General features: G+C 66.9%; 17 protein-coding genes. 10 read left to right on the top strand and 7 right to left on the bottom strand.

Annotated features, from left to right (window positions below; translation table 11 throughout):
• From ftsY to DMX10_RS19575, 5 genes are all read left to right on the top strand, one after another.
• On the top strand, positions 1-1,190 hold a 1,190-nt coding region (gene ftsY, locus DMX10_RS19595), incomplete at its 5' end, for a signal recognition particle-docking protein FtsY (protein WP_111262623.1).
• Positions 1,187-1,855: a cell division ATP-binding protein FtsE gene (gene ftsE, locus DMX10_RS19590; RefSeq protein ID WP_021218338.1), complete on the top strand. Its 669-nt coding sequence runs from the start codon at positions 1,187-1,189 to the stop codon at positions 1,853-1,855. The genes ftsY and ftsE, both read left to right, overlap by 4 nt.
• Positions 1,855-2,874, top strand: coding sequence for a permease-like cell division protein FtsX (ftsX, locus tag DMX10_RS19585; RefSeq protein ID WP_111262620.1), 1,020 nt, complete (start codon positions 1,855-1,857; stop codon positions 2,872-2,874). Before ftsE ends, ftsX begins: the two co-directional genes overlap by 1 nt.
• 113 nt (positions 2,875-2,987) lie before the next feature.
• Complete coding sequence (rpoH, locus tag DMX10_RS19580) at positions 2,988-3,842, top strand: RNA polymerase sigma factor RpoH (protein ID WP_111262619.1); 855 nt, start codon at positions 2,988-2,990, stop codon at positions 3,840-3,842.
• A gap of 58 nt (positions 3,843-3,900) precedes the next feature.
• Positions 3,901-4,506, top strand: a complete 606-nt coding sequence (locus DMX10_RS19575; RefSeq protein WP_111262618.1) for a hypothetical protein — start codon at positions 3,901-3,903, stop codon at positions 4,504-4,506.
• Here the strand turns inward: DMX10_RS19575 and mtgA are convergent, their stop codons facing one another.
• Positions 4,507-5,217 (bottom strand): monofunctional biosynthetic peptidoglycan transglycosylase, encoded by a 711-nt coding sequence (mtgA, locus tag DMX10_RS19570; RefSeq protein ID WP_111262617.1) that lies wholly within the window; start codon positions 5,215-5,217, stop codon positions 4,507-4,509.
• Between the two features lie 69 nt (positions 5,218-5,286).
• On the opposite strand from mtgA, the gene DMX10_RS19565 reads away from it, so the two are divergent.
• The 5 genes from DMX10_RS19565 to DMX10_RS19545 all read left to right on the top strand — a co-directional run bounded on the left by DMX10_RS19565 (position 5,287) and on the right by DMX10_RS19545 (position 9,039).
• A complete protein-coding gene (locus tag DMX10_RS19565) occupies positions 5,287-5,664 on the top strand; it encodes a DUF423 domain-containing protein (RefSeq protein ID WP_111262616.1) in 378 nt (125 codons plus the stop codon).
• Positions 5,665-5,778: 114 nt separating this feature from the next.
• Entirely contained in the window at positions 5,779-5,979 is a 201-nt protein-coding gene (thiS, locus tag DMX10_RS19560) for a sulfur carrier protein ThiS (protein WP_111262615.1), read from the top strand.
• A gap of 20 nt (positions 5,980-5,999) precedes the next feature.
• Positions 6,000-6,794, top strand: a complete 795-nt coding sequence (locus DMX10_RS19555; RefSeq protein ID WP_111262614.1) for a thiazole synthase — start codon at positions 6,000-6,002, stop codon at positions 6,792-6,794.
• 8 nt (positions 6,795-6,802) lie between these two features.
• Complete coding sequence (gene trmB / locus DMX10_RS19550) at positions 6,803-7,519, top strand: tRNA (guanosine(46)-N7)-methyltransferase TrmB (protein WP_111262613.1); 717 nt, start codon at positions 6,803-6,805, stop codon at positions 7,517-7,519.
• A 176-nt stretch (positions 7,520-7,695) separates the two neighbouring features.
• Positions 7,696-9,039 carry a DUF1329 domain-containing protein gene (locus tag DMX10_RS19545; RefSeq protein WP_111262612.1) on the top strand — a complete coding sequence of 448 codons (1,344 nt, stop codon included), beginning with the start codon at positions 7,696-7,698 and terminating at the stop codon, positions 9,037-9,039.
• Positions 9,040-9,187: 148 nt separating this feature from the next.
• Here DMX10_RS19545 and DMX10_RS19540 read toward each other — a convergent pair whose 3' ends face one another.
• The 6 genes from DMX10_RS19540 to metW are packed head-to-tail and all read right to left on the bottom strand — an operon-like array spanning position 9,188 to position 12,678.
• Entirely contained in the window at positions 9,188-9,442 is a 255-nt protein-coding gene (locus tag DMX10_RS19540) for a hypothetical protein (RefSeq protein WP_111262611.1), read from the bottom strand.
• A gap of 57 nt (positions 9,443-9,499) precedes the next feature.
• Positions 9,500-9,823 carry a DUF3392 domain-containing protein gene (locus DMX10_RS19535; protein ID WP_111262610.1) on the bottom strand — a complete coding sequence of 108 codons (324 nt, stop codon included), beginning with the start codon at positions 9,821-9,823 and terminating at the stop codon, positions 9,500-9,502.
• Positions 9,824-9,839: 16 nt separating this feature from the next.
• Positions 9,840-11,036, bottom strand: a complete 1,197-nt coding sequence (gene hemW, locus DMX10_RS19530; RefSeq protein ID WP_111262609.1) for a radical SAM family heme chaperone HemW — start codon at positions 11,034-11,036, stop codon at positions 9,840-9,842.
• On the bottom strand, positions 11,033-11,626 hold the full coding sequence (gene rdgB, locus DMX10_RS19525) for an RdgB/HAM1 family non-canonical purine NTP pyrophosphatase (protein WP_111262608.1): 594 nt from the start codon (positions 11,624-11,626) through the stop codon (positions 11,033-11,035). Before rdgB ends, hemW begins: the two co-directional genes overlap by 4 nt.
• Complete coding sequence (locus DMX10_RS19520) at positions 11,623-12,042, bottom strand: DUF4426 domain-containing protein (RefSeq protein WP_111262607.1); 420 nt, start codon at positions 12,040-12,042, stop codon at positions 11,623-11,625. Before DMX10_RS19520 ends, rdgB begins: the two co-directional genes overlap by 4 nt.
• A gap of 15 nt (positions 12,043-12,057) precedes the next feature.
• On the bottom strand, positions 12,058-12,678 hold the full coding sequence (gene metW / locus DMX10_RS19515) for a methionine biosynthesis protein MetW (RefSeq protein ID WP_111262606.1): 621 nt from the start codon (positions 12,676-12,678) through the stop codon (positions 12,058-12,060).

The following is a 12,678-nucleotide window of genomic DNA, read 5'->3' as shown; positions in this document are numbered from 1 at the left end:
AGCCCACCCCCCCCGCTGCGCCGCAGCCGCCGATGGAACTGACGCCGGCCCTGCCCGAACCTGTTGCACCTGCACCTGCACCTGCACCTGCACCTGCACCTGCGCCTGTAGCGCCGGTCGAGCCGGTCAGTGCCCCCGCGCCGACCGCCGAGGTCGCTCCGGCGCCAGTTGTCGAGGCTCCTGTTCCGGCTGCCGAGCCCGCCGTCGATGCGCCGGCCGTTGCACCGGCCCAGCCGCAGCCCGTGGCCGAGGCCGCCAAGGCCGGTTTCTTCGCCCGTCTCAAGCAGGGCCTGTCGAAGACCAGCGCCAGCCTGGGCGAGGGGATGGCCAGCCTGTTCCTTGGTCGCAAGGCCATCGACGATGACCTGCTTGACGAGATCGAGACCCGCCTGCTGACCGCCGACGTCGGCGTCGAGGCGACCACTGCCATCGTCCAGAGCCTGACCCAGAAGGTCGCGCGCAAGCAGCTGGCCGACAGCGACGCCCTGTACAAGGCCCTGCAGGATGAACTCGCCGCGCTGCTCAAGCCGGTCGAACAACCCCTGGTGATCGATGCCGGGAAGCGCCCCTACGTGATCCTCGTGGTCGGCGTGAACGGCGTCGGCAAGACCACCACCATCGGCAAGCTGGCCAAGAAGCTGCAGCTCGAAGGCAAGAAGGTCATGCTCGCCGCCGGCGACACCTTCCGCGCCGCGGCCGTCGAGCAGCTGCAGGTCTGGGGCGAGCGCAACAACATCGCCGTCATCGCCCAGCACACCGGTGCCGATTCCGCCTCGGTGATCTTCGATGCCGTGCAGGCCGCCAAGGCCCGTGGCATCGATGTACTGATCGCCGACACCGCCGGCCGCCTGCACACCAAGGACAACCTCATGGAGGAGCTGAAGAAGGTGCGCCGGGTGATCGGCAAGCAGGACGAGAGCGCCCCCCACGAGGTGCTGCTGGTGCTGGACGCCGGCACCGGCCAGAACGCCATCAACCAGGCCAAGCAGTTCCACCAGGCGGTCAGCCTTTCGGGCCTGGCGCTGACCAAGCTCGACGGCACCGCCAAGGGCGGGGTGATCTTCGCCCTGGCCAAGCAGTTCGGCCTGCCGATCCGCTACATCGGCGTTGGCGAAGGCATCGACGACCTGCGCGATTTCGAGGCCGAGTCCTTCGTTCGCGCGCTGTTCGCGGAGCGGGAGCGCGCATGATCCGTTTCGAGCAGGTGGGCAAGCGGTACCCCAACGGCCACGTCGGCCTGCATGAACTGAGCTTTCGCGTACGCCGTGGCGAGTTCCTCTTCGTCACCGGCCACTCCGGCGCCGGCAAGAGCACCCTGTTGCGCCTGCTGCTCGCCATGGAGCGGCCGACCACCGGCAAGCTCCTGCTGGCGGGCCAGGACCTGTCGCAGATCACCACCTCGCAGATCCCCTTCCTGCGCCGGCAGATAGGCGTGGTGTTCCAGAATCACCAGCTGCTGTTCGACCGCACCGTGTTCGACAACGTCGCCCTGCCCTTGCAGATCCTCGGCCTCGCCAAGCCGGAGATCGCCAAGCGCGTCGGCGTGGCGCTGGAGCGTGTCTCCCTGGCCGACAAGGCCGAGCTCTATCCGGCCGATCTTTCCACCGGCCAGCAACAGCGCGTCGGCATCGCCCGTGCGGTGGTGCACCGCCCGGCCCTGCTGCTGGCGGACGAGCCCACCGGCAACCTCGACCCGCGCCTGGCGGCCGAGATCATGGGCGTCTTCGAGGACATCAATCGCTTGGGCACCACGGTTCTGATCGCCAGCCACGACCTGGCGCTGATCGCCCGCATGCGCCACCGCATGCTCACCCTGCAACGTGGCCGCCTGATCGGCGATGGGGAGGCCGGCTGATGAGCGCGACCCGCATGCCGCCGCCCAAGCCCGCCGAGCGCGTAGGCGCCACCGCCAAGCCGACCGAGCCACAGAAGGGCGGCGACGACGGCCCGGATTTCCGCGCCCTGCTGCACGCCTGGCTGGAGGCCCATCGCGCCAGCCTGGTGGACAGCCTGCGTCGACTGGGCCGCCAGCCCATCGGCAGCTTCTTCACCAGCCTGGTGATGGCCATCGCCCTGAGCCTGCCCATGGGCCTGTCGCTGCTGCTCAACAACGTCGAGCGCCTGGGGGGGTCCTGGCAGCGTGCGGCGCAGATCTCGCTGTTCCTGCAGATGGACGCCGGCGAGGCCGACGGCCAGAAGCTGCGCGAGGAGATCAGCGGCATGCCGGATGTCGCCGAGGCCGAGTGGATCAGCCGCGAGCAGGCGCTGGACGAGTTCCAGCAGCAGTCCGGCCTGGGCCAGGCGCTCAAGGAGCTGCCTGAGAACCCGTTGCCCGGGGTGATCCTGGTGACGCCCAAGGAAGTCGACAAGACCACACTCGAAGCCCTGCGCCTGCGCCTGGCCGAGCTGCCCAAGGTGGAGCAGGCCCAGCTCGACCTGGTCTGGGTGGAGCGCCTCTCGGCGATCCTCAAGCTGGGCGAGCGCTTCGTCTTCGGCCTGACCCTGCTGCTGGTGTCGGCGCTGCTGCTGGTGATCGGCAACACCATCCGCCTGCACATCGAGAACCGCCGCACCGAGATCGAGGTCATCAAGCTGGTAGGTGGAACCGATGCCTACGTACGACGTCCCTTCCTTTATATGGGGGCGCTCTACGGCATCGGCGCCGGCCTGCTCTCCTGGCTGGTGCTGGCCTTCGGCCTGGACTGGCTGAACGACGCGGTGGTTCGCCTCGCCGGCCTCTACGGCAGCGACTTCGCCCTCGGCGGCGTGCCCATGGCCGATGGTCTGTCCCTGCTCCTGGGCGCCGTGCTGCTGGGCTACATTGGCGCCTGGCTGGCCGTGGCGCGTCACCTGAGCGAGCTCGCGCCCCGCTAGAAACGCTTCGGGAAAGGCTGCTCCCGATCGGGGTGTAACGAAACTTTTACGCCCCCTTGCAGTCATAAAAGCCAGTGCTAAACTGCGCGAGCTTAGTGAATCGGAGGATTCGCATGACCACTTCCCTGCAACCTGTCTATGCCCTGGCTCCCGGTGCGAACCTGGATGCCTACGTGCATGCGGTCAATGGCATCCCGCTGCTGACCCCCGAGCAGGAGCGCGAACTGGCCGAACGCCTCTTCTACCAACAGGATCTGGAAGCGGCGCGGCAAATGGTGTTGGCGCACCTGCGCTTCGTTGTACACATCGCCAAGAGCTATTCCGGCTATGGTCTGGCCCAGGCCGACCTGATCCAGGAAGGCAACGTCGGCCTGATGAAGGCCGTGAAACGCTTCAACCCGGAAATGGGCGTGCGTCTGGTGTCCTTCGCGGTGCACTGGATCAAGGCCGAGATCCACGAGTTCATCCTGCGCAACTGGCGCATCGTCAAGGTCGCCACCACCAAGGCGCAGCGCAAGCTGTTCTTCAACCTGCGCAGCCAGAAGAAACGCCTGGCCTGGCTGAACAACGATGAAGTCCACGCCGTGGCCGAGAGCCTGGGCGTGGAACCGCGTGAAGTGCGGGAGATGGAAAGCCGGTTGACCGGCCATGACATGGCGTTCGACCCGGCGGCGGATGCCGACGACGACACCGCCTATCAGTCGCCGGCCCACTACCTGGAAGACCACCGCTACGACCCGGCACGGCAGCTGGAGGAAGCGGACTGGAGCGACAGCTCCACCGCCAGCCTGCACGAAGCGCTGGAAGGCCTGGACGAGCGCAGCCGTGACATCCTCAACCAGCGTTGGCTGGCCGAGGAGAAGGCGACCCTGCATGACCTGGCCGCCAAGTACAACGTCTCCGCCGAGCGCATCCGCCAGCTGGAGAAGAATGCGATGAACAAGCTCAAGGGCTTCATCCAGGCGTAAGCCAGCGACCCCATCCAAGCCGCCCCTTCGGGCGGCTTTTTTCTGCCCGGAGCGAACCATGCCGATGCCCACTCTCCGTCCTCAACACTGGCTGTTGTTCGTCCTGGTCGCAGCGGCTTTCTTCTCCCTGGCGCTGTGGATGCAGCGCGGCGGTGAGTCCGGCGAACCACTGGCCTGGGTGAGCGCCTGGCAGCAGCCGTTGCTGGAGCCCATGGCCGAGGGCGAACTGACCCTGGGGGCGCTGAACCGCGAGTCGCCGGGTGAATTATGGCTGCAGCCCGGCAGCGACGGGCCGCGCCTGCTGTTCCGCAGCACCGGTGACGGTGCGGATGCCTGCAACCTGGAAGCGGAGCTGGCCCTGGACGCGGGCGAGCGCGAGAGCCTGCTCAAGGCCCTGGGGACCGGCGCTGGCCAGGGTGACCAACCTTTGAGTCCGCAGATGCTGGAGCAGTTGGCCGGGCACCGCCTGGCCGCGCTGGAGTTGCGTCCGCAGCAACCACCGGCGGCCTCGCGCCTTGCCGCCAGCGTCGGTCAGCCGCGCCTGCGCCTGCAGTTGGGGGAGGGCGAGGCCTGGGTCTATCCGGCCGAGGGGCTGACCGCCCATGTGCTCGACGAGCAGGTGCATCAGGTTCGCGTGGTGCCGCGCAGCACGCTCAGGCATTGATCAGATCGGTGTGGACGGCTTGAGCTGCTCGAGGTAGTGGGTGCCGCCGAGCTGGGCCATCTGCCGGCGAATCCAGCCGGCGCGGCGCGCGACATAGTTGCCTGGGCGCCCGGCATGCCACTCGCGCGGGTTGGGCAGCACGGCGGCCAGCAGGCTCGATTGCTGGCGTGACAGGTAAGGCGCGCCGATGCCGAAATGGTACTTGGCCGCTGCCTCGGCGCCGAATACGCCATCACCCCATTCCACGCTGTTGAGGTAGACCTCGAGAATCCGCTGCTTCGACCAGAACAGCTCGATCAGCGCGGTGAACCAGGCCTCCAGCCCCTTGCGCAGCCAGCTGCGGCCGGACCAGAGGAAGACGTTCTTGGCCACCTGCTGGCTCAGGGTGCTGGCGCCGCGCAGCGAGCCGCCGCGCTCATTGTGGGCGAGGGCGGCGCGAATGGCCGGGACATCGAAGCCCCAGTGCTCGGCGAACTTCTGGTCCTCGGCGGCGATCACTGCGATCTTCAGGTCGTCCGGCAGCTCCTTCCAGGGGCGCCAGCTGCGCTTGAGGTCGATGGGTTCGCCGTCGATCCAGGACTCGACCTTGCGCTCCACCATCAGCATGGTCCCGGGCGGCGGCACCCAGCGGAACAGCAGGACCAGCAACACCGAGCCGGCGACGAACCAGAGCAGCAGTTTGAACAGGCGACGGCTGAGGGATCGGAACATGCGTGGCTTGGCCGGGGGATGGTTTGCGCGCCATTATAGCGACCGCTTCCTACTTGTCTGGAGTCTTCGATGGCCCGCTTGTTCCTGCTGTTTTCCGCCTTCGCCGGGTTCACTGGCGTCGCCCTCGGCGCTTTCGCCGCCCATGGCCTCAAGGCTCGCCTCACGCCCGAGCACCTGGCGGTATTCCAGACCGGTACGCATTACCAACTGATCCACGCACTCGCCCTGTTCGGCGTCGGGCTGCTGTCCCTGCACCTGCCCGGCCGCCTGGTGAATGCCGCCGGTGGCCTGTTCGCCCTCGGCATCCTGCTGTTCTCCGGCAGCCTTTACGTGCTCACCCTCACCGGGGTCGGCAAGCTCGGCATCATCACGCCCTTTGGCGGCGTGGCCTTCCTCGGTGGCTGGTTGTGCCTGGGTCTGGCGGCCTGGCAACTGGCGGCGCGCTGATCGTCCCGAGTCTGACCCTGGCGTCAAAAATGAGGACGAATGGCGCCATTCAGCCTTGGTCATCGGCATGGATCGGGCTAGAATGCCGACCCCTCAAGTTGTGACCGCATCGTCATGCACATTCAGTTGAACGGCGAACCTTTCGAGCTGCCCGACGGCCAGACCGTCGCGGACCTGATCGCACGCCTGGACCTGACTGGCCGCCGTGTCGCGGTCGAACTCAACCTCGATATCGTGCCGCGCAGCCAGCATGCCGCCACCGCGCTCAGCGAAGGCGACCGGGTCGAAGTGGTACACGCCATCGGTGGCGGCTAGGCCGCCCGCTAGGAGTCCTCATGAGCCAAACGCCGATCGACAAGCCGTTCACCCTGGCTGGTCGCACCTATGAGTCGCGCCTGCTGGTCGGCACCGGCAAGTACAAGGACCTCGACGAAACCCGCCGCGCCATCGAAGCCTCGGGAGCCGAGATCGTCACCGTGGCGGTGCGCCGCACCAACATCGGTCAGAACCCCGGCGAGCCCAACCTGCTCGACGTGATCCCGCCGAGCCGCTACACCATCCTGCCCAACACCGCCGGCTGCTACGACGCGGTGGAAGCGGTGCGTACCTGCCGGCTGGCCCGCGAGCTGCTGGACGGGCACAACCTGGTGAAGCTGGAAGTCTTGGCCGACCAGAAGACCCTCTTCCCCAACGTGATCGAGACCCTCAAGGCCGCCGAAGTGCTGGTCAAGGAAGGTTTCGACGTGATGGTCTACACCAGCGACGACCCCATCATCGCCCGCCAACTGGCCGAGATGGGCTGCATCGCGGTGATGCCCCTGGCCGGCCTGATCGGCTCGGGCCTGGGCATCTGCAACCCCTACAACCTGCGCATCATCCTCGAGGAAGCCAAGGTCCCGGTGCTGGTGGATGCCGGCGTGGGCACCGCTTCCGATGCCACCATCGCCATGGAACTGGGTTGCGAGGCCGTGTTGATGAACACCGCCATCGCCCACGCCCAGGACCCGGTGATGATGGGCGAGGCCATGAAGCACGCCATCGTCGCCGGCCGCCTCGCGTACCTCGCCGGGCGCATGCCGCGCAAGCTCTACGCCAGCGCCTCGTCGCCGCTGGATGGTCTGATCCGCTGAGATAAACCATGACTGAACAGCAGGACTCGCCGGCAGAAGCCGGCGAAGTGCGTCACCGCACCATCAAGAGTTTCGTGATGCGCGCCGGGCGCATGACCGAGGGCCAGCAACGTGGCCTCGACCAGGGCTGGCCGAAATTCGGCCTGGAGCTGGCCGACGGCCCGCGTGACTTCGATGCGGTGTTCGGCCGCAGCGCCCCGCGTACCTTCGAGATCGGCTTCGGCATGGGCCACGCCACCCTGGAGATGGCCGCCGCCGCGCCGGAACAGGATTTCATCGGTGTCGAGGTTCATCGCCCCGGCGTCGGCGCGCTGCTCAACGGCGCCATGACCCAGGGCCTGACCAACATCCGCGTCTACAGCTGCGACGCCCTGGAGGTGCTGCGCGACTGCGTGGCCGATGCCAGCCTCGAGCGCGTGCTGCTGTTCTTCCCGGACCCGTGGCACAAGTCGCGCCACCACAAGCGCCGCATCGTCCAGCCGGCCTTCGCCGAACTGGTCCGCAGCAAGCTGCGCATCGGGGGCGTGCTGCACATGGCCACCGACTGGGAGCACTACGCGGAACACATGCTGGAGGTGATGAACGCCGCGCCCGGCTACCGCAACCTGGCGGAAGACGGCCGCTACGTACCGCGCCCGGAAGAGCGCCCGATCACCAAGTTCGAACGCCGCGGCGAGCGCCTCGGCCACGGCGTATGGGACCTCAAGTTCCAGCGCGTCGACTGATACACCTTCGCGGCCCAGGCCGCGAACGCCACGGACGAGCACAACCCTAGACCGGGACCACCCGGCGCCAGGACGGCACCCTCACCTGATCCGACGTAGATAAAGAGCCCCGCCTATAGTGGTGGTGGCACAAGAACAATAGCGGTGCGACTCGAGCGCACCGCGAGGAGAAGGCTGTGTTGAGAAAGTTTGCAATTCTGCTTCTGGCCTCCTGTGCCCTGCAGGCGCAGGCCAAGGTCGGTGCCGACGATGCCGCGCGGCTCGGAGGGGAGCTGACGCCACTGGGCGGTCAACGTGCGGGCAATGCCGAAGGTTCGATCCCGGCGTGGGGCGGCGGCCTGTCGACGCCGCCGGCGGGTTACCAGCCCGGCATGCACCACCCCGATCCCTTCGGGGCCGAGGCCCCCAAGTACGTCATCAACAGCAAGAACGTCGGCCAGTACGCGACGCAGCTGCCGGCCGGCCTCAAGGCCCTGGTGGAAACCTACCCGGACTACTCCGTGCGTGTGTTCCCCACCCATCGCAGCGCGGCTGCGCCGCAGCGCATCTATGACGCCACCCGCTTCAACGCCCTCAACGGCGAGCTGATCGCCGGCGGCAACGGTGTGCAGGGCGTGGCGGCGGGCATCCCCTTCCCGATCCCTTCCAGCGGCCTGGAAGTCATCTGGAACCACATCCTGCGTTACCGTGGCGACCAGATCCACTTCGTCACCAACCAGGCGGCTGTGCTGGCCAACGGCAGCTACAACCTGCAGAAGCTGGATCGCAACATCTACTTCGTCTATGGCCGTGAAGGCGTGCAGCCGAAGGACCTGGAAAACACCATCTTCTATTACAAGTACGCGGTCGTTGCGCCGGCCAAGCTGGCCGGTTCCGCGCTGGTGGTGCAGGAGACCCTCGATCAGGTGCTGTCGATCCGCAAGGCGTGGCGCTTCAACCGTGGCGAACGCCGCGTGCGTCGCCTGCCGATGCTGGCCTACGACACCCTGCAGCCGGACACCAACGGCATGGCCACCGCCGACGTCGTCGACTCCTACAACGGCGCGCCGGAACGCTACGAGTGGAAGCTGGTGGGCAAGCAGGAGACCCTGGTCCCCTACAACAGCTATGCCCTGCACCAGAAGGGCATCCCCTACGATCAGATCCTCAAGACCAGGTTCGTCAATCCGGACCTGCTGCGCTACGAACTGCACCGCACCTGGGTGGTCGAGGCGAACCTGCGCAAGGGCTTCTCCCACCCCTACGCCAAGCGTCGCTTCTACATAGACGAAGACAGCTGGCAGATCCTCGCGGTCGACCTGTACGACAAGGACGGCCAGTTGATCGGCCTGCAGGAAAGCCACCCGATCAGCTACTACGATGTACCGATGTTCGGCAGCACCCTGGAGACCATCTACGACTTCAAGGGCGGCCGCTACTTCGCCGATGGCCTCGACAACAACGAGCCCATGTACGACTTCAACGCGCCCCTGAGCCCGCGTGACTTCACGCCGCAGGCCCTGCGCCGCGAAGGCAACTGATATTCCGGCCTGCCTGGCCACTCCAGCCGCCCTTCGGGGCGGCTTTTTATTGGGCGGGGAAAAGCGTCGGCCGGGTGGCATGTGCGTCGAGGTGATGGGTTTCGCTTCGCTCTACCCATCCTACGATGCGGGTAGGGGTGGGCCCTTTCTAGTTGATCATCTCCGCGCCGAGGATGGTCTGCTCCGGCAGGGCCGGCGGCGCGGGGCTGATCTGCATGTACTTGATGCTCTCGCGGGGGATGAGCAGCAGGTCGCCGTCCACCTCGATGCTGACGAAGGCCGATTCCATCTGCTTGCGCAGGCCGCGCGCGACCTCCACCGGGTCGCTGGACTGCTGGGGAAAGCGCAGCGCCAGGCGCTGGCCGTCCTGGAAGTGCATATAGAGGTGCTTGATCGGCTTCATGGCGTGCTCCTTGTCGATGACATGGCGGCCAGTGGCCGCCGGAGCGTGCCCTGGGCCTCAGTTGCGGTCGGCGAGGACGCCGATCAGGAAGAAGACTAGTAGCAGGACGGGCGCCAGGGTGTAGTTGTTGAAATAGCCCAGGCCCTTGGCCAGCCAGGGGGTCAGGAAGATCATCGCCAGGCCGTAGCCCAGCGCGCAGAGGGCGACGAACAGCAGCGTGCGGAAGAGGAAGTTGAGGCCGCCGATGCGTTGCTGGATCCAGGCGTTGATACCGGGGCCGAGGAGCACCAGCAGGGTCGCCATGATGGCCAGGGAGATGTCGTAGAGGTGGCTGCGACTCCAGCGGGAGAGGGTCGCGACCAGGTCCAGAAGCAGGTCCATCCGTTGTCCTTAGCCCTCAGGGCAGGAAGTGTTGCAGCAGGTCGTTGAGGAACAGCTGGCCTTCCCGGGTTGCCACCAGGCGTGCCGGGTCGGCGTCCAGCAGGCCGCGTGCCTCGGCTTCGCGGCGTGCTTCGGCGAGGCCGGAGAGCGGCAGGCCGGTGCGTGTGGTGAAGAGCTCGGCGTCGACGCCATCGCTGAGGCGCAGCACGTTCATGAGGAACTCGAAGGGCAGCTCGCCTGCGTCCAGCACCCGTTCGCCGGCCTGGAAGGGCTTGCTCCTGTCCAGGTAGTCCTTGGGCAGGCGGGTCTTCCAGGTGCGTACGATGTGGCCCGCCGGGTCGCTCAGCTTGGCGTGGGCGCCAGCGCCGATGCCGAGGAAGTCGCCGAAGGTCCAGTAGTTGAGGTTGTGCCGCGCGCGCCGGCCTTCCCGGGCATAGGCGGAGACCTCGTACTGGGCATAGCCGTGCTCGGCCAGGAGCGCCTGCCCGGCTTCCTGGATGTCCCAGAGGATGTCGTCCTCGGGCAGTTCCGGCGGCTGGGTCCAGAACACCGTGTTCGGCTCCATGGTCAGCTGGTACCAGGACAGGTGCGTCGGCGCCTGCTCGATGGCGATGCGCAGGTCGTCCAGGGCGTCCTCGATGGATTGCTCCGGCAGGCCGTGCATCAGGTCCAGGTTGAAGTTGTCGAAGCCGGCCTTGCGCGCCATGTCGGCGGCGCGGATCGCCTCGCCGCCGTCGTGGATGCGGCCCAGGGCCTTGAGCTTGGCTTCCTGGAAGCTCTGTACGCCGATGGACAGGCGATTGATGCCCAGCTGCCGGTAGGCGGAGAACTTGGCCTGCTCGAAGGTGCCCGGGTTGGCTTCCAGGGTGATCTCGATGTCGCGGGCGAAGCTCACGCGCCGCTCCACGCCGTCCAGCAGGCGGCCCAGGGCCTTCGCGCTGAACAGGCTGGGCGTGCCGCCACCGAAGAAGATCGAGGTCAGCTCGCGGCCGTGGACGTGGTGCAGGTCGGCGTCCAGGTCCGCCAGCAGCGCGTCGACATAGGCCTCTTCGGGCAGCTCGGGGCCGGCGGCATGGGAGTTGAAGTCGCAGTACGGGCACTTGCGCACGCACCACGGGATATGGATGTAGGCCGCCAGGGGAGGCAGCTCGAAGCCCGAAGCTTGAAGCTTGAAGTCGCTTCCAGCTTCCAGCTTCCGGCTTTCGGCTTTCATATCCCCAACCGCTGCTTCAACAGGGCCATGGCGCGGGCGCGATGGCTGAAGCGGTTCTTCTCGGCAGGCGGCATCTCGGCGCTGGAGCAGTCGCCCTCCGGCACCCAGAACAGCGGGTCGTAGCCGAAGCCGTGCTCGCCGCGGGCCTCGAAGAGGATGCGTCCGCGCCAGACGCCTTCGCAGAGGATCGGCAGCGGGTCGTCGGCATGGCGCATCAGCGCCAGGGAGCAGATGAACTGCGCGCCGCGCTCGGCTTCCGGTACGTCCTTCAGGGCGGCCAGCAGCTTGGCGTTGTTGGCCGCGTCACCCTGGCCGTCGGCGTAGCGCGCCGAGTAGATGCCGGGGGCGCCGCCGAGGACGTCCACGGCCAGGCCGGAGTCGTCCGCCAGGGCCGGCAGGCCGGACACGCGGGCGGCGTTGCGCGCCTTGAGGATGGCGTTCTCGACGAAGGTCAGGCCGGTTTCCTCGGGCTCGATGTCGCTGAACTCGCCGATCGAGCGCACACGCACGCTGTCGCCGAGCATGGCCTGGAGTTCCTTGAGCTTGCCGGCGTTGTGGCTGGCCAGCACCAGTTCTTTGAAGGGCATCATTCGTCTGGGAAGAATTCCTGGTCGAAGTTGAAGGTGTTCGGCGCGCCGCCGCCCTGCTGCACCGTCAGGGTGAAGTTGAGCATCTCGCGCTGGCTGAAGGGGAACTGCGCCAGGTAGTAGATGGCGCCGCCCTCGTTGACCTGCTTGAAGGTGAGCGGGGTGACCTTGCCGAGCAGGTCCTTGACCTGGCCGCTGACCTGGGCGGTGCTGGCCTTGCCGGCCTTGAGCACGGCGATGTTGACCACGCCCTGGGTCTTGCTGCGGATCAGGCCGACGGCCGCGGCGACATCGGGCTGCAGGAAGCTCGAGTTGAACGCGCTGTAGTGCACGTCCAGGTCACCGAAGGTCTGCTTGCGTTCGGCCACGGCCGGCAGGGCCAGGCACAGGGCGAAGAGGAAAAGGGTCAGGCGGCGCATGGTGGCGGTCTCCAGTCAGATCGCGATACGGCTTTCCAGCACGCTGGGGCCGCTGACGCGATAGATGCCGATCTCACCCAGGAGATTAGGCCATAGACGGCTTCCCAGGTTGTGGCGGTGCTCATGGTCGACCGCCAGGCGGTCGAGCACCTTCATCTTCATGTCCCGGCACAGGGCCTCGAAGTCCTTGAAGGTGCAGAAGTGGATGTTCGGCGTGTTGTACCAGGTGTACGGCAGGAACTCGGACACCGGCATGCGGCCGTTGCGTGCGAGGTACCAGCGGCAGCGCCAGTGGCCGAAGTTGGGGAAGGTGATGATGCACTGGCGGCCGACGCGCAGCATCTCTTCGAGGATGCGGTCGGGGTAGTGCACGGCCTGCAGTGCCTGGGTCATCACCACCACGTCGAAGCTGTTGCTGGCGAAGTTGCCCAGGCCCTTGTCCAGGTCCTGCTCGATGACGTTGACGCCCTTGCCGATGCACTGGGCGATGTTGTCCGGGTCGATCTCCAGGCCGTAGCCGGTGACCTGCTTGTGGTCACGCAGCCAGGCCAGCAGTTCGCCGTCGCCGCAGCCGAGGTCGAGCACGCGGCTGCCGGCGGGGATCCAGTCCTGGATGATTTCGAGGTCGGCGCGCAC

The sequence above is a fragment of the Pseudomonas sp. 57B-090624 genome, assembly GCF_003234055.1.
In the GTDB taxonomy this organism is placed as follows: Bacteria; Pseudomonadota; Gammaproteobacteria; order Pseudomonadales; family Pseudomonadaceae; genus Metapseudomonas; species Metapseudomonas tohonis.
The sequence above is the reverse complement of the archived record's forward strand: the minus strand, read 5'-3'. Positions and strand labels throughout refer to the sequence as shown.

Bases quoted from the DNA above. Each gene is read 5' to 3' on its own strand.
- ftsX (WP_111262620.1), top strand. From the start codon at position 1,855: ATGAGCGCGACCCGCATGCCGCCGCCCAAGCCCGCCGAGCGCGTAGGC.
- DMX10_RS19520 (WP_111262607.1), bottom strand. From the start codon at position 12,042: ATGCGCCGCCTGACCCTTTTCCTCTTCGCCCTGTGCCTGGCCCTGCCG.
- DMX10_RS19575 (WP_111262618.1), top strand. From the start codon at position 3,901: ATGCCGATGCCCACTCTCCGTCCTCAACACTGGCTGTTGTTCGTCCTG.
- rpoH (WP_111262619.1), top strand. From the start codon at position 2,988: ATGACCACTTCCCTGCAACCTGTCTATGCCCTGGCTCCCGGTGCGAAC.
- DMX10_RS19535 (WP_111262610.1), bottom strand. From the start codon at position 9,823: ATGGACCTGCTTCTGGACCTGGTCGCGACCCTCTCCCGCTGGAGTCGC.
- DMX10_RS19555 (WP_111262614.1), top strand. From the start codon at position 6,000: ATGAGCCAAACGCCGATCGACAAGCCGTTCACCCTGGCTGGTCGCACC.
- rdgB (WP_111262608.1), bottom strand. From the start codon at position 11,626: ATGATGCCCTTCAAAGAACTGGTGCTGGCCAGCCACAACGCCGGCAAG.
- DMX10_RS19565 (WP_111262616.1), top strand. From the start codon at position 5,287: ATGGCCCGCTTGTTCCTGCTGTTTTCCGCCTTCGCCGGGTTCACTGGC.
- hemW (WP_111262609.1), bottom strand. From the start codon at position 11,036: ATGAAAGCCGAAAGCCGGAAGCTGGAAGCTGGAAGCGACTTCAAGCTT.
- DMX10_RS19540 (WP_111262611.1), bottom strand. From the start codon at position 9,442: ATGAAGCCGATCAAGCACCTCTATATGCACTTCCAGGACGGCCAGCGC.
- ftsE (WP_021218338.1), top strand. From the start codon at position 1,187: ATGATCCGTTTCGAGCAGGTGGGCAAGCGGTACCCCAACGGCCACGTC.
- trmB (WP_111262613.1), top strand. From the start codon at position 6,803: ATGACTGAACAGCAGGACTCGCCGGCAGAAGCCGGCGAAGTGCGTCAC.
- mtgA (WP_111262617.1), bottom strand. From the start codon at position 5,217: ATGTTCCGATCCCTCAGCCGTCGCCTGTTCAAACTGCTGCTCTGGTTC.
- thiS (WP_111262615.1), top strand. From the start codon at position 5,779: ATGCACATTCAGTTGAACGGCGAACCTTTCGAGCTGCCCGACGGCCAG.